Origin of the sequence: Flavobacterium daemonense (assembly GCF_007341385.1) — a bacterium.
Lineage (GTDB): Bacteria > Bacteroidota > Bacteroidia > Flavobacteriales > Flavobacteriaceae > Flavobacterium > Flavobacterium daemonense.
This window is the reverse complement of the sequence record NZ_VJYD01000003.1, coordinates 1-15,322: the sequence shown is the minus strand read 5'-3', so window position 1 is coordinate 15,322 and position 15,322 is coordinate 1. Positions and strand designations below refer to the sequence as shown.

Below are 15,322 nucleotides of genomic sequence, written 5' to 3'. Positions count from 1 at the left end.
TTTGTAAAAAACAAAACAATGATTGATTTTATATACCAAGATCCTTATCCAATTTTAAAGGATGAGACACAATACCGCAAAATCACTTCTGATTTTGTGAAAACAGAAAAATTTGGAGAACGCGAAGTTTTAACTGTTGATCCAAAAGGTTTAGAGTTATTAGCTGAAGAAGCTTTAACAGATGTTTCGTTCATGTTGAGAACGACGCATTTGCAAAAACTAAGAAATATTCTTGACGATCCAGAAGCGACTGACAATGATCGTTTTGTGGCTTATAATTTACTTCAAAATGCTTCTGTAGCCGCCGAAGGACAATTGCCAAGCTGTCAAGATACCGGAACCGCAATTGTAATGGCAAAAAAAGGCGAAAGCATTTTTACCGGAGTTGATGATGCAGAATGGTTAAGCCGAGGAATTTTCAATACGTACCAAAAACGTAATTTACGTTATTCTCAAATCGTTCCAATTACGATGTTCGAAGAGAAAAACTCAGGTTCAAACCTGCCGGCTCAAATTGACATTTATGCTAAAAAAGGAAATTCTTATGAATTTTTATTTATGGCGAAAGGCGGTGGTTCTGCGAATAAAACCTATTTATATCAGCAGACAAAATCGTTATTAAACGACAAATCTCTTGATGCATTTATTCGCGCAAAAATTAAAGATTTAGGAACATCGGCTTGCCCTCCTTATCACTTGGCTTTAGTAATTGGTGGAACTTCTGCGGAAGCGAATTTAAGTGCTGTCAAAAAAGCATCTGCAGGATATTATGATCATCTTCCAACTTCGGGAAACATGGCGGGACAAGCGTTTCGTGATTTAGAGTGGGAAGAAAGAGTTCAAAAAATCTGTCAAGAAAGTGAAATTGGAGCGCAGTTTGGAGGAAAATATTTTACGCATGATGTCCGCGTTATTCGTTTGCCTCGTCACGCGGCTTCTTGTCCAGTTGGATTAGGCGTTTCTTGTTCTGCCGACAGAAATATCAAAGGAAAAATCACTAAAGACGGTATCTTCGTTGAGCAATTAGAAGTAAATCCGAAACAGTTTTTACCAGAAACTGCACCGCATTTAGAAGCTCCTGTTGAAATTGATTTAGATCAACCAATGACGGATATTTTGGCTAAACTATCTCAATATCCAATTAAAACACGTTTAAAACTAAACGGAACTGTAATTGTTGCGAGAGATATTGCACACGCAAAAATCAAAGAATTATTAGATGCCGGAAAACCAATGCCGGAATATTTTAAAAATCACCCAGTTTACTATGCTGGACCAGCAAAAACTCCTGAAGGAATGGCTTCAGGAAGTTTTGGGCCAACAACAGCTGGTCGCATGGACGTTTATGTTGATGAATTCCAGAAACATGGCGGTAGTATGATTATGCTTGCAAAAGGAAACCGCACAAAACAAGTTACAGATGCCTGCAACAAATATGGTGGCTTCTATTTGGGTTCTATTGGAGGTCCTGCTGCGATTTTGGCACAAGACAATATCCTAAAAGTAGAAGTTGTTGATTTTGAAGAATTAGGCATGGAAGCTGTTCGTAAAATTACAGTAAAAGATTTCCCTGCTTTCATTATCACAGATGACAAAGGAAATGATTTCTTTGAGAATTTATAGTCTAAGATGCTAAGAGTCTAAGATACTGAGATTCTAAGATAAATAAAAAAAACCGTCCAAAATGGACGGTTTTTTTATAAATATTGCGAACCTTGCGTAGATCTTCGCGTCCTTTGCGGTTAAAAAAAACTAAGCACTAAGAGCATTTTTCTCAAATGCTATAAAATGAGAAACTTCGCCTTTAGCGTTATAAACAGGATATCCGCTTATGTGACAGCTGTACACTTTTCCGTTTTTCTTGTAATTTTCGATTGTTTTTTCAAAAGAGGTCTTCAGCTGAATCGCTTCTCTTATTTCTTTGAGCGCATTGGGACAAGTCTCTGGTCCTTGAAACATTTTGGGTGTATTTCCTAAAACTTCTGCTTCAGTATAACCCGTCATTCTTTTAATTTTACTGGATGCAAAAACGATTTTCAAATTCAAATCTGTAATTACAACTACTTCATTTTTAATCCTTTCTTCAATCTTAAATTCTGTTTTGTTCCATGAATTTTGAGTTGAAATTTCATTTACTTTTTTTAAATCAGCCGCAATAGCTTTAAGTTCATTTACATATTCATAATGAAAATCCCAAGCTAAAATTGGAACCGAATAGCGATAAGAAGCATCTTCAAGGTCAGAGTTTTTCATTTTTGGAGCAATTTAATGAGATATCTTTTCTCTCAAAGATAAGGCGAAAACTGTAATCTATTTTACGTGAAACCGTATTTTTTATTATTATAACAAATCAAAAAGAAAACTTTAATTGCACAACAACAGCTTTCTTTTCTTCTGTGTTTAAGTTATTTAGGAAAATTCCGAGCAATCGAACAGAATCTTTCATTCGTTCTTGATACAATAATTCTTCGACGGTTTCTAAAATCAAGCTTTTATCTGAAATGAAATAAGGCAGTGTTTTGCTTCTGGTTTGTTGCGTAAAATCGCTGTATTTGATTTTCAATGTAACCGTTTTGCCTGAAATATTATGTTTTTTCAAACGTCTTTCCAACGATGTTGCAATTTTTTCAAGCTGTTCCAACATAAAAATTTCCGAAGATAAATTAACATCAAAAGTATGTTCGGCTGCGACCGATTTTGTAATTCGGTTCGATTTCACTTCACTATTATGAATTCCGCGAACCACTCTATAATAAAAGCCACCTGACTTTCCGAAATGCTTCTCCAAAAACTCCAATGTTTTGCTTTTTAAATCGGCTCCCGTAAAAATACCAAGCTGATACATTTTTTCGGTTGTTACTTTCCCGACGCCATAAAATTTCCGGATTGGCAATTCTTCCAAAAAAGCCAAAACTTCATCCGGATTTACCGTTTTTTGACCATTCGGTTTATTAACATCACTGGCAATTTTGGCCACAAATTTATTAACAGAAATTCCCGCCGAAGCCGTAAGTCCGACTTCATTTAAAATTCGCATCCTGATTTCTTGTGCCAATAAACTAGCGCTCGGATTTCCTTTTTTATTTTGAGTTACATCAAGATAAGCTTCATCCAGCGAAAGCGGTTCAACTAAATCGGTATAATCATGAAAAATTTTGTGAATTTTAGAGGAGATTTCTTTATATCGATCAAATCTCGGACGGACAAAAATAATTTCTGGGCAATATTTTTTGGCCAAAACGCCGCTTATAGCACTTCGAACACCAAATTTCCTGGCCTCATAACTTGCTGCCGAAACCACTCCTCTATTTTCTGAACCGCCAACTGCAACGGGTTTTCCACGTAAAGCCGGATTATCCATTTGCTCTACTGAAGCATAAAAAGCATCCATATCAATATGAATAATTTTTCTATATGTTGGCACTTCTGACATTATGCAAATTTAAACAGGAAAACAATAAAAAAACGCTGGCAATAGTTATAAATAGTATCAATTTTTAAAGATTAACAACTAAATGATTCCAAACAAATCATTTTCTCTATTTTTGTAATCCTTATTCGAAATATTAAAAAATGCGAACATTTGTTATAGGCGATATACACGGAGGATTACGCGCACTTGAGCAAGTGTTGGACAGAGCCAAAGTTACTGCAGAAGATACTCTTATATTTTTAGGCGATTATGTTGATGGCTGGAGTCAATCTGCTGACGTAATCGATTTTTTAATTGATCTTAAAACCAAACAAAAATGCATTTGCATTAGAGGAAATCATGACCAATTGGCTCTGGACTGGCTCGAAAACAGACATGAAGATTTTGATGAAGAAATGTGGTACAAACATGGCGGAAAAGCTACTGTTGAAGGATACTCTAAACTTTCTGAAGAAAAAAAGAGAACACATATCACATTTTTAGAATCATTGAAAGATTATTATCTTGATGATGAAAACCGACTTTTTGTCCACGCCGGATTTACGAATTTGAACGGCGTTGTCTGGGAATATTTTCCGAAATTATTTTATTGGGACAGAACACTTTGGGAATCTGCGCTTGCTTTAAATCCAGCTTTAAAACCAGATGACTTATATTATCCTAAGCGATTTACGGTTTATAAAGAAATCTATATCGGCCACACGCCCGTTACCCGAATTGGACAAACCGTTCCAGTAAACAAAGCCTGTGTCTGGAATGTTGACACAGGAGCAGCTTTCAAAGGTCCACTGACAATTATGAATATTGACACCAAAGAATTTTGGCAAAGCGAACCATTAAATGAATTATATCCTGACGAAAAAGGTAGGAATTGATTTTCAAAAAGCTATTTTTGCATCTCAAAATTATTAATATAAAGTTTATGAAAAAAATTGTTACACTCTTGTTTTTAGTTTCATTCGGATTTATCAATGCTCAAAAAGCTTTCACAGGAAAGGGAGATATCAAAGTAAATGTTGGTGCTAATATTCAAGATGGTGGTTCTGGAATTCAAGGTTCTGTAGATTTTGGTTTAGGAGAAAATTTCTCTTTTGGTTTTGTTTCGAACTATTTACTTGGCGTAAATAATTTTAATGGAATTTATGGTGATCACCCAACTCCTTACAATGATTACAAACCAGAATTCAAAGATCGTTTTGATGCAAAAGCAAGAATCAATGCTAACTTAAGCAGTGTTATTGGAATAGAACAATTAGATATTTACCCAGGCTTAAGTTTAGGTCTGAAAAATTTTGGAGGACACGTTGGAGGACGTTATTTCTTTACTGAAGGATTTGGTGTTTTCACTGAGATTGGTTTTCCAATTGCAAAATACAGCGCCAACAATGATGTTTTTGATCATTTAAATAATCAGGCAACCTTCAGTTTAGGAGCTTCATTTAATTTACAATAAATACTTTTGAGTTTAGCTACAAAGTTACAGAAACTCAAAGATGAAAGTTTTAAAAAATAGAAAACCGCCTTATGGCGGTTTTTGTTTTAAGTTCAATATGCTAGTCTGAGTTTTCTTTTTAGAATATAAAGAAAATCATTTAATGTGATGACGTAGTCTTCTTTTGAATTCTCATCAATTAAGAATTCTGAAATGTCTTTATCTCTATATGGAAACAAAGATGGAAAATATCGAAAATATACATTTGAAATTCCGTTTAAACAAGAAGCAAGCATAAAATAAAATACCAAAAAACGGATAAAAACAAGGATTTTTCTAAAACCTTTATTCAAACCATATTTTTTGTTTTCTTTCAAAACTTTAATAGCGAAATAAAAGAGTTGAATTATAAAAACTATTAAAAGAATATTAGACAGATATCCCAAATTATAACCATCTATCAAAAATAGCAACAACGAAATAATGATTGTTGTTATCGTATTTGTTAAAAACAAATAACTGCCCCATTTTAAATCTATTTCGAACTTTTCCAAATACTTGTGTTTTAAAACTAAAAGTAAATATAAATAAAAGATTACTTTTTTGTTTGATCTCAAAAATAAAAAAGAGAACCTTCCGTCAAGAAAGTTCTCTTTATCTATTTAACCTTTGCGACTTTGTACCTCTGCGCCTTTGTCCCTAAAAAAAAAATCAAATTGCCATTTCCGGAATTTCGCCTTCAATAATCAAATCAGCTTCCGTTGACGCAATGATGTGCTCGACAGAAACACCTGGCGCTCGTTCTAAGAGCTTAAAACCTTTTTCAGTTACTTCGAGAACCGCAAGCTCGGTTACAACCTTTTTAACGCATCCTACGCCTGTTAATGGCAAAGTACATTTTTTTAATATTTTTGATTCGCCTGCTTTGTTCACATGCATCATAGCAACGATGATGTTTTCGGCGGAAGCCACCAAATCCATTGCACCCCCCATTCCCTTTACCATTTTGCCCGGAATTTTCCAATTGGCAATATCACCATTTTCAGAAACCTCCATCGCTCCCAAAATCGTTAAATCGACTTTTTGACTGCGAATCATTCCGAAACTGAAAGCCGAATCAAAAAAACTCGCACCCGGAAGTGTTGTAATAGTTTGTTTTCCTGCGTTGATAATATCAGCATCTTCTTCACCTTCAAATGGAAAAGGTCCCATTCCTAAGACTCCATTTTCGCTTTGAAACTCAACGGCAATATCTTCACGAACGTAATTCGCAACTAAAGTCGGAATCCCTATTCCAAGGTTTACGAAATATCGGTCTTTTACTTCTTTTGCAATTCGTTTTGCTATATCTTCTTTACTTAGTGCCATATTTATAATGTGTCAATTAGAGAATTTGATAATTAGATAATTGTTTTTGAATTATCTAATTGTCACATTTTCTCATTATCTAATTTCTATTTCTCACTGTGCGTTGCTCAATACGTTTCTCAAATTTTTCTCCCTGAAAAATACGTTGCACCATAATTCCTGGAATGTGAATTTGATTTGGATCTAAAGTCCCAACCGGAACCAGTTCCTCAACTTCAGCAATTGTAATTTTTCCGGCTCCAGCCATACAAGCATTGAAGTTTCTGGCCGTTCCTTTGAAGATAAGATTTCCAGCTTCATCGCCTTTCCACGCTTTTACAATCGCGAAATCAGCTTTGAAAGCTTGTTCCATAATATGCATTTTTCCGTTGAATTCGCGTACTTCTTTTCCCTCGGCAACTTCGGTTCCATAACCAGCTGGCGTGAAAAAAGCAGGAATTCCAGCTTGCGCAGCACGACATCTTTCTGCCAAAGTTCCTTGTGGCGTTAATTCAACTTCTAATTCGCCCGAAAGCATTTGGCGTTCAAACTCCGCATTTTCACCAACATAAGATGAAATCATTTTTTTGATTTGTTTTTTCTGCAAAAGCAAACCCAAACCAAAATCATCAACTCCTGCATTGTTTGAGATACAGGTTAAATCTGAAATTGAAGTATTTACTAAGGCTGCAATCGTGTTTTCGGGAATTCCGCATAAACCAAAACCGCCAAACATAATTGTCATTCCGGTTTCAATTCCCGCAATTGCCTCGTGAACATTATTAACTTTTTTTGTTATCATAACAAACTGACTTTATAATCGTATATTTTTGATAAAAATAAGATTTTTAGATTAAATTATAACGATTTCGTAATGATTTTGCGCAATTTTATTTTAGCTGATTTTAATTGCCAATATTTAGTAACTCATGAATAAATCTCGTAGAGATTAAATATTGGTAGAAAAATTCATTGTTAGTGTTATTTTGTCCCGGAGGGACTATATGTGAAATTCATAACCAACCTTGAAAGATGTAGTCCCTACGGGACAAAATCGAGGTTTTATCGATAATTGTTACCAATATTTAACTCCTAAAGGAGTATAATCGATAATTCAATAAGCGCTTAAAAAATAAAACCTAATAGTAATCCAAAAAAAATCTCTTGTATTCTTCTAAACTTAGAAGATCACTTATCGATATTTGCTACCAATATTTAACTCCTAACGGAGTATATTTCAAAAAAATATCCTTTTGCAATCTTTCTATTTTGAAAGCACAAAAGGATATTTTTATATCAAACGGAATCTAAGTTTACAACTCGAATTCGTCTGTATTTTGATCAGTTTGCGTTGTATCTTTTACAACAGCAGGTCTTTGGTAGCAATCTACTTTTATAGAAAGATTTGCCGGACGCTCGAATTCAGATTTTGAAATCTGCAGACTTTCATCTTTATAACAAAGTTTCATGAAATAAGCCCAAACTGGCAATGCCGCGGTAGCACCTTGTCCGTAAGTCAAGCTTTTGAAACGTGCCGAACGATCTTCACAACCTACCCATACACCGGTTACTAAATTCGGAACCATTCCCATAAACCAACCATCTGATTGGTTTTGTGTTGTTCCTGTTTTACCTGCAATTGGGTTTGTAAACATATATGGATATCCTGTCCAACGGTTGTCACCGCTTCCTCCGCCTTGCGTACGCAAACGCGCACCAGAACCAGTTTCAGTAACTCCTTCTAATAATTTGATTACAGCAAAAGCGATATCTTTATTTAAAACGTCATGAGATTCTGGAATTGGCTCATAAATAACCTCACCACTTTTATTTTCAATTCGGCTTAAAAACTGAGGTTTTACATAAACACCTTGATTTGCAAATGTACTGTACGCCGCAACCATATCTTCAACTGTAATATCCACAGCTCCTAATGCAATAGAAGGCTGCACCGGAATTTCAGTTTTTACCCCTAGTTTTTTAGTCAATTCGACTACAGCTTCAGGACCCGTTCTGTCAATTAATTTAGCCGAAACTGTATTAATAGAGTTTGCTAAACCTTGTTTCAACGTTACCATTCCGCGGTATTTGTTGTCTGAGTTTCTTGGTTCCCAATCTTCGGTTACGTGGTGACGCCCTTTGTGAATCATAAATGGTCCGTCAAGTATTGAATCACAAGGGGACATATTCAGCTGTTCAATTGCTGTTGCATAAACAAAAGGCTTAAAAGTCGAACCAACTTGTCTTGCTCCCTGCCCAACGTGATCGTATTGGAAATATTTGTAATTGATACCACCAACCCATGCTTTGATATTTCCCGTTTGAGGCTCCATTGCCATTAAACCAGACTGTAAAAAGTGCTTGTAATAACGGATTGAATCTAACGGTGTCATAATCGTATCACGTTCTCCTTTCCAAGTAAAGATTCGCATTTTCGTTTTTACTTTGAACGAAGCGATAATCTCATCTTCGCTTTTATCCATATCTCTCATAATTGCCCAGCGAGAAGAATTTTTCATCGCTTGCGTCATGATTCTATCAGTTTCTGCTTGCGTAATATTTACGAACGGAGCATTTTTATTGGTTTTCATTTCAAGGAAAAACTGTTGTTGTAAGTTTTTCATGTGTTCAGAAACCGCTTCTTCAGCGTATTGCTGCATTCTTGAATCGATTGTCGTGTAAATTTTCAGACCGTCTTTGTAAATATCATAATCAGATCCATCCGGTTTTTTGTTTTCAGCAACCCATTTTTTCATGTAATCACGAAGATATTCTCTAAAATAAGTTGCCATTCCCTCACGGTGGCTTTCTAATTTAAATTTCAAAGTAATTGGCAAAGCCTGTAATCTTAATTTTTCAGATTCAGAAATCATCTTCGCTTTTGCCATTTGAGAAAGAACGACATTACGACGGTTTTTTACTCCTTCTGGATTACGAACTGGGTTATATAATCCTGAGTTTTTGAACATTCCAACTAAAATAGCCGATTCGTCCATCGTCAAATCTTTCGGATCTTTTGAGAAATAAGTCTGCGCAGCAGAACTCACTCCAACAGAATAATTCCCAAAGTCATAAACGTTGCAATACATTGCAAGAATTTCATTTTTAGTATATTGTCTCTCCAGACGAATAGCAATAATCCATTCTTTTATTTTCTGAACAATTCTAAACGGCAAGAATTTAGATCCTTCTCCGTGAAATAATTGTTTTGCTAACTGCTGTGTTAAGGTACTCGCACCACCATTAGTTCCTAAACTGAAAACGGCTCTTAAAGTTCCGCGTCCATCAATTCCTGAATGCTCATAAAAACGCGCATCTTCAGTTGCTACTAAAGCTTCAACTAAACTCTTTGGCAAATCTGAATATTTAAGTTGTGATCTGTTGGTTTTGAAATATTTACCAATTACAACTCCATCAGAAGAAATAATTTCTGTGGCTAAATTTGAATCTGGATTTTCCAGATCTTCAAACGACGGCATTGAACCGAATAATCCCCACGAAGCAAATAAAAAGAAAGCTAGAATTCCTAGCAATGTATAGGCAAAAACACGCCAGAACTTCTTTTTATAGTAATTAATATCTTTAACGCTATTTGATTGATTGTTTTTCTTAGCAGCCATAATTATTTTCTAATCTTTTTGTTCTATTCTAAAACCAACGTCTGTAATACCTTCTAAAGCCTGAACTCCAGGAATTTTACCCGATTCTCTAACGGCTTGCTTGATGTGGACTTTATATTTTCCTTTAAATTTCACATTTTCTTTGTAAAACAATTTACTCTCTTTGATGTCTGTAAAACCGTTTCCTAATAATGTCCCATCCGGATTTGCCATTTGATATTCTAAAGTATCAACTTTTGTAAAACCGCTCGGTGTTTCTATAGCTACAATTAGAAACAGATTATTGAACGGATAATTATTGTTGTCTCTCAAATTTACAAATAAATTGTATTTTTTGGTAGAATCTAAAACTGGCAGATCAAAAGTGACAACACTATCTTTATGCCAGGCGCTTCCCACCGATTTGTATTCATCAAATACTCTTTTCTTGTCGCATGAGAAAAGAACTATTGAGACCAAAAGAAGAATTACGCTATTTCTTATTCTCATTTTTAGTGATAATTATTGGTTTTCTAGGTTCAGCAGGTTTGTTATCATTTGAATTTTGCTTGTTCGAATTGTTTTGTTTATTCGGATTTTGCTTGTTCTTATGATTATGCTTATTTGGATTTGGTTTATTCTGCTGATTTGGATTTCCTCCCGCCGGTTTATTATTGTTGTTATTTTCCTGCTTCGCTTTAACTGGAGTTTCAGCCACCGCATTTTCAGCGTTTTGTTTGCGTTTGCGGTTTGGTTTTTTCTTTCTCTTTGGCTGATCAAAACGAGTTAAGCTCTCTTGACCCATTGCATTATTAAAGTCTTTTTCTGGCTCAGAAGTTACTTCGATCGCAAAATCTTCTAACGACGAAACTTTGTTTTTCTGTTTATTTTCAGCAATAATTTCTTTAACCTGATCGATTTTCAAAACATGCCAGTTTGCAAAATTATTGGTATAAGCAAACCACATTAATCCTTTAAAAATATCTTGTTTTTGACAAACAGCGTCTCCTTTTTCTGTTACTAATTTAGTATCATAATCCGGAAAATCTTTTAAAGCATCCATGTACGTATCTAATTCATAGTTTAGACAACACTTAAGTTTTCCGCATTGTCCCGCCAATTTTTGCGGATTCAATGATAATTGCTGATAACGAGCTGCCGATGTATTGACACTTCTAAAATCTGTCAACCAAGTCGAACAACAAAGTTCGCGTCCGCAAGATCCAATTCCACCTAAACGCGCCGCTTCCTGACGGAAACCAACTTGTTTCATCTCAACTCTCGTGCTGAATTCCTTTGCAAAATCCTTAATCAACATTCTAAAATCGACACGATCGTTTGCGGTGTAGTAAAAAGTCGCTTTTGAGCCGTCTCCTTGAAATTCAATATCAGAAATTTTCATTTCCAATTTATGCTGAATTGCCAATTCACGTGCGCGAACTTTCATTGGTTCTTCGCGATCACGTGCTACAGACCAAATATCAATATCTTTTTGAGATGCTTTTCGATAGATTTTTGGAACCTCGTTACTTTCGTAATTTACTCCCTTCTTTTTCATTTGAATTTTAACCAATTCTCCTGTCAAAGTAACAATTCCAATATCGTGTCCTGGTGATGCAACAGTTGCTACAATATCACCAATACTTAAAGTTAATTTCTCTGAATTTCTAAAAAATTCCTTACGTCCGTTTTTAAAACGAACCTCAACACAATCAAAAATCGCCTCTCCATTAGACGGACTCATGTTTGAAAGCCAGTCAAAAACCGTCAATTTATTGCAGCTATCGGTGCCGCAAGTCCCATTATTTTTACAACCCTTTGGTGCGCCACCATCTGAGGTTGAACAACTTGTACATGCCATAATTATATATGTAGTGTTGCATATAAGCAACTTAAGTTCATAAACGTTTGATCGGTAAAGATAGTATTTTTTTTATTTGAGCATTTATAGATTAATTCTAAAGCGTTGTTAAATAAAACGATCTTTTTTTATTTGCCTTATTCTGATGTTTTTTTGACCTATCTAGTACTAACGGATTAGCTATAAAAGATAATTTTTGCAAAATATTTCTTAATCCATTTTTCCTCCTTAATAGTTTCATAATCAGACATCAAATGAATTGTTTCTTTTGACAATACTTCTTCAATTTAATTTAGTTCATACATGCATAAAATTACTTACAAAAGCCTTGACAAAATAAAGCTAACATTCTTAAGCATGTTATTTTTTTTATCTTTTCAAATTAGAGCCCAATTTCCACTTTTTCAGAGTTTTAAAAACTCAACTGAGTCTGAAATGAATTTGCAAGGCGCTCCAACTGCTTTTCTAACTGCTGGAGCCGGTCTAAGAGACGGCTTTAATGATACGGCTGGAAATGGCTATTTACGTTTGACAAACAACCAGCAAGGTCAAAAAGGAGCTGTGTGGTGGGATAATTATTCTTTTCCATCTGCTTACGGAATGAATATTTCATTTGAATATTATGATTTTGGCGGTAATGGCGCGGATGGTATATCCTTTATTCTATTTGATGCATCAGTAACCACAGTACAAATGGGTGCTTACGGAGGCTCCTTAGGTTATGCTCAATCAGGGGGCGAAAATGGATTTGCACAAGGATATTTAGGGATTGGAATTGATGAGTTCGGAAATTTTGCTACCAACACAGATGGGACAACAGGGGGAATTTCCCGAACTCCAAGTAATGTAACCTTACGAGGAAATGAAAACAGTGGTTATTCCCATTTAATCACAGCAGAAACATCTCTTTACGGATTTAACGTTTCAGGTTATGATCGAAATGCAACTGATACTAGTCATCCTCAATTTAGAAAAATAGATATTAATTTGAAACCACGCTCTGTGAGGAGGGTTTTATATTGATGTTTATCTGACCCATGGGAACACAAAAGATCTAATAATCAATAATTTTGCTTATACAACGGTTTCTCCGGACAATCTAAAAATAGCAATTGCTTCATCAACTGGATCCGTTACTAACTTTCATGAAATCCGAAATTTAGAAATTTCTGTGGATTCAGCAACATTACTAACACCAATTGCTCATCCAGATTTTTTTTCAGATTGTGCAGGTTTAATGGCAACCTCTCAAGATATTACTGCTAATGATAATGGTACAGTCAACACATTAGGCAAAATAAATAAAAAATCAATAGATTTAGATCCCGCAATAGCTGGAATCCAAACCTCAAAAACTGTTGTCAATAAAGGAACGTTTACTTACAATGATACATCCGGTAAAATTACTTTCTTACCAATTGACAACACCGTAAATGGTACAATTACAATTGATTACACCTTTAATGACACTTACGGAAAAACATCAAACGTATCTACAATTACTTATACCGGTGACATTTCGCATAAACCAGCAGATGCTAAACTGACAAAACAATCTGTTCTGGAGAAACATTTATATGGGCTGCCAATAATACAATATTTACGACTCCGCAAAACGGAATCAAAATTACAAATGACGGATGTACGGCTGACCAAATTCTGAATCTAAGCGTTACCCCGAAACCGGCAAAAATATCAACTTCTCAAACGATCTGCTCGGGAGAAAGCTATACTTGGAGTGAAAACAATACAACCTACAATACTTCGGGAAATTATCTTGTTGCCAAAGACGGCTGTACGGCTGATCAGGAACTTGTTTTGACCGTAACACCAAAACCGACAAAAATATCGACTGCCAAAACAATCTGTTCTGGAGAAAGCTATACTTGGAGCGAGAACACTACAACCTACAACACGTCAGGAACTTATCTGTTGACAAAAGATGGATGCACGGCAGATCAGGAACTGGTTTTGACGGTAACTCCGAAACCAGCAAAAATATCAACTTCTCAAACAATTTGTTCGGGCGAAAGCTATACTTGGAGTGAAAACAATACAACCTACAATACTTCGGGAACTTATCTTGTTGCCAAAGACGGCTGTACGGCTGATCTGGAACTTATTTTAGATGTAACTCAGAAACCGGCAAAAATCTCGACTTATCAAAAAATCTGTTCGGGCGAAAGTTATACTTGGAGCGAAAACAATACGACATACAATACGTCAGGAACTTATTTAATTTCAAAAGACGGATGTACTGCTGATCAAGAATTGGTTTTGATTGTTGCCCCGAAACCAGCAAAAATCTCGACTTCTCAAAAAATATGTTCCGGCGAAAGTTTCACTTGGAGCGAAAACAATACAACCTACAAACAATACTTCGGGAACTTATCTTGTAGCCAAAGACGGATGCACGGCAGATCAGGAACTGGTTTTGACGGTAACTCCGAAACCAGCAAAAATCTCAACTTCTCAAAAAATATGTTCCGGCGAAAGTTTCACTTGGAGCGAAAACAATACAACCTACAATACTTCGGGAACTTATCTTTTAGCCAAAGACGGATGCACAGCTGATCTGGAACTTATTTTAGATGTAACTCCGAAACCAGCAAAAATCTCGACTTATCAAACAATTTGTTCGGGCGAAAGCTATACTTGGAGTGAAAACAATACAACCTACAATACTTCGGGAAATTATCTTGTTGCCAAAGACGGCTGTACGGCTGATCAGGAACTTGTTTTGACCGTAACACCAAAACCGACAAAAATATCGACTGCCAAAACAATCTGTTCTGGAGAAAGCTATACTTGGAGCGAGAACACTACAACCTACAACACGTCAGGAACTTATCTGTTGACAAAAGATGGATGCACGGCAGATCAGGAACTGGTTTTGACGGTAACTCCGAAACCAGCAAAAATATCAACTTCTCAAACAATTTGTTCGGGCGAAAGCTATACTTGGAGTGAAAACAATACAACCTACAATACTTCGGGAACTTATCTTGTTGCCAAAGACGGCTGTACGGCTGATCTGGAACTTATTTTAGATGTAACTCAGAAACCGGCAAAAATCTCGACTTATCAAAAAATCTGTTCGGGCGAAAGTTATACTTGGAGCGAAAACAATACGACATACAATACGTCAGGAACTTATTTAATTTCAAAAGACGGATGTACTGCTGATCAAGAATTGGTTTTGATTGTTGCCCCGAAACCAGCAAAAATCTCGACTTCTCAAACAATTTGTTCGGGCGAAAGCTATACTTGGAGTGAAAACAATACAACCTACAATAATTCAGGAACTTATCTTGTTGCCAGAGACGGCTGCACTGCGGATCAGGAACTCGTTTTGACGGTAACTCCAAAACCAGCAAAAATCTCGACTTCTCAAACAATATGTTCAAGAGAAAACTTCATTTGGAGCGAAAACAATACGACATACAATACGTCAGGAACTTATTTAATTTCAAAAGACGGCTGTACCGCCGATCAGGAATTGGTTTTGACGGTAACCCCGAAACCGGCAAAAATCTCGACTTCTCAAACAATATGTTCAGGAGAAAACTTCACTTGGAGCGAAAACAATACGACATACAATACGTCAGGAACTTATTTAATTTCAAAAGACGGCTGTACCGCCGATCAGG

12 protein-coding genes and 1 pseudogene are annotated in these 15,322 nt (G+C 35.8%); 6 read left to right on the top strand and 7 right to left on the bottom strand.

The window, feature by feature from the left end; all coding sequences use genetic code 11:
- The first annotated feature begins 18 nt into the window (after positions 1–18).
- Positions 19–1,623: a fumarate hydratase gene (locus tag FND99_RS04630; protein WP_144336821.1), complete on the top strand. Its 1,605-nt coding sequence runs from the start codon at positions 19–21 to the stop codon at positions 1,621–1,623.
- A 129-nt stretch (positions 1,624–1,752) separates the two neighbouring features.
- Here the strand turns inward: FND99_RS04630 and FND99_RS04625 are convergent, their stop codons facing one another.
- Complete coding sequence (locus FND99_RS04625; RefSeq protein ID WP_144336820.1) at positions 1,753–2,253, bottom strand: PAS domain-containing protein; 501 nt, start codon at positions 2,251–2,253, stop codon at positions 1,753–1,755.
- Positions 2,254–2,350: 97 nt separating this feature from the next.
- Positions 2,351–3,433 carry a DNA polymerase IV gene (gene dinB / locus FND99_RS04620; protein WP_144336819.1) on the bottom strand — a complete coding sequence of 361 codons (1,083 nt, stop codon included), beginning with the start codon at positions 3,431–3,433 and terminating at the stop codon, positions 2,351–2,353.
- Between the two features lie 140 nt (positions 3,434–3,573).
- On the opposite strand from dinB, the gene FND99_RS04615 reads away from it, so the two are divergent.
- Together FND99_RS04615 and FND99_RS04610 are read left to right on the top strand one after the other, a co-directional pair.
- Entirely contained in the window at positions 3,574–4,308 is a 735-nt protein-coding gene (locus FND99_RS04615; RefSeq protein WP_144336818.1) for a metallophosphoesterase family protein, read from the top strand.
- Positions 4,309–4,355: 47 nt separating this feature from the next.
- Positions 4,356–4,886 (top strand): DUF6646 family protein, encoded by a 531-nt coding sequence (locus FND99_RS04610; RefSeq protein ID WP_144336817.1) that lies wholly within the window; start codon positions 4,356–4,358, stop codon positions 4,884–4,886.
- 690 nt (positions 4,887–5,576) lie between these two features.
- Here FND99_RS04610 and FND99_RS04605 read toward each other — a convergent pair.
- From FND99_RS04605 to FND99_RS04585, 5 genes are all read right to left on the bottom strand, one after another.
- Positions 5,577–6,233, bottom strand: coding sequence for a CoA transferase subunit B (locus FND99_RS04605; RefSeq protein WP_144336816.1), 657 nt, complete (start codon positions 6,231–6,233; stop codon positions 5,577–5,579).
- 79 nt (positions 6,234–6,312) lie between these two features.
- Positions 6,313–7,014 carry a CoA transferase subunit A gene (locus FND99_RS04600; protein ID WP_144336815.1) on the bottom strand — a complete coding sequence of 234 codons (702 nt, stop codon included), beginning with the start codon at positions 7,012–7,014 and terminating at the stop codon, positions 6,313–6,315.
- Between the two features lie 511 nt (positions 7,015–7,525).
- Positions 7,526–9,832 (bottom strand): penicillin-binding protein 1A, encoded by a 2,307-nt coding sequence (locus tag FND99_RS04595; protein WP_144336814.1) that lies wholly within the window; start codon positions 9,830–9,832, stop codon positions 7,526–7,528.
- A gap of 9 nt (positions 9,833–9,841) precedes the next feature.
- A complete protein-coding gene (locus FND99_RS04590) occupies positions 9,842–10,321 on the bottom strand; it encodes a gliding motility lipoprotein GldH (protein WP_144336813.1) in 480 nt (159 codons plus the stop codon).
- Positions 10,305–11,672, bottom strand: coding sequence for a PSP1 domain-containing protein (locus FND99_RS04585; RefSeq protein ID WP_144336812.1), 1,368 nt, complete (start codon positions 11,670–11,672; stop codon positions 10,305–10,307). Before FND99_RS04585 ends, FND99_RS04590 begins: the two co-directional genes overlap by 17 nt.
- A 435-nt stretch (positions 11,673–12,107) precedes the next feature.
- Between FND99_RS04585 and FND99_RS04580 the strand changes: the two genes are divergently transcribed.
- The 3 genes and pseudogenes from FND99_RS04580 to FND99_RS04570 all read left to right on the top strand — a co-directional run.
- Positions 12,108–12,695 (top strand): L-type lectin family protein, encoded by a 588-nt coding sequence (locus FND99_RS04580; protein ID WP_144336811.1) that lies wholly within the window; start codon positions 12,108–12,110, stop codon positions 12,693–12,695.
- 148 nt (positions 12,696–12,843) lie between these two features.
- Positions 12,844–13,335: a hypothetical protein gene (locus FND99_RS04575; protein WP_144336810.1), complete on the top strand. Its 492-nt coding sequence runs from the start codon at positions 12,844–12,846 to the stop codon at positions 13,333–13,335.
- 771 nt (positions 13,336–14,106) lie between these two features.
- Positions 14,107–15,322, top strand: a pseudogene (locus FND99_RS04570) (hypothetical protein); the annotation flags it as partial.

Bases quoted from the DNA above. Each gene is read 5' to 3' on its own strand.
- FND99_RS04615 (WP_144336818.1), top strand. From the start codon at position 3,574: ATGCGAACATTTGTTATAGGCGATATACACGGAGGATTACGCGCACTT.
- FND99_RS04600 (WP_144336815.1), bottom strand. From the start codon at position 7,014: ATGATAACAAAAAAAGTTAATAATGTTCACGAGGCAATTGCGGGAATT.
- FND99_RS04625 (WP_144336820.1), bottom strand. From the start codon at position 2,253: ATGAAAAACTCTGACCTTGAAGATGCTTCTTATCGCTATTCGGTTCCA.
- FND99_RS04580 (WP_144336811.1), top strand. From the start codon at position 12,108: ATGAATTTGCAAGGCGCTCCAACTGCTTTTCTAACTGCTGGAGCCGGT.
- FND99_RS04595 (WP_144336814.1), bottom strand. From the start codon at position 9,832: ATGGCTGCTAAGAAAAACAATCAATCAAATAGCGTTAAAGATATTAAT.
- FND99_RS04605 (WP_144336816.1), bottom strand. From the start codon at position 6,233: ATGGCACTAAGTAAAGAAGATATAGCAAAACGAATTGCAAAAGAAGTA.
- FND99_RS04585 (WP_144336812.1), bottom strand. From the start codon at position 11,672: ATGGCATGTACAAGTTGTTCAACCTCAGATGGTGGCGCACCAAAGGGT.
- FND99_RS04630 (WP_144336821.1), top strand. From the start codon at position 19: ATGATTGATTTTATATACCAAGATCCTTATCCAATTTTAAAGGATGAG.
- dinB (WP_144336819.1), bottom strand. From the start codon at position 3,433: ATGTCAGAAGTGCCAACATATAGAAAAATTATTCATATTGATATGGAT.
- FND99_RS04610 (WP_144336817.1), top strand. From the start codon at position 4,356: ATGAAAAAAATTGTTACACTCTTGTTTTTAGTTTCATTCGGATTTATC.
- FND99_RS04590 (WP_144336813.1), bottom strand. From the start codon at position 10,321: ATGAGAATAAGAAATAGCGTAATTCTTCTTTTGGTCTCAATAGTTCTT.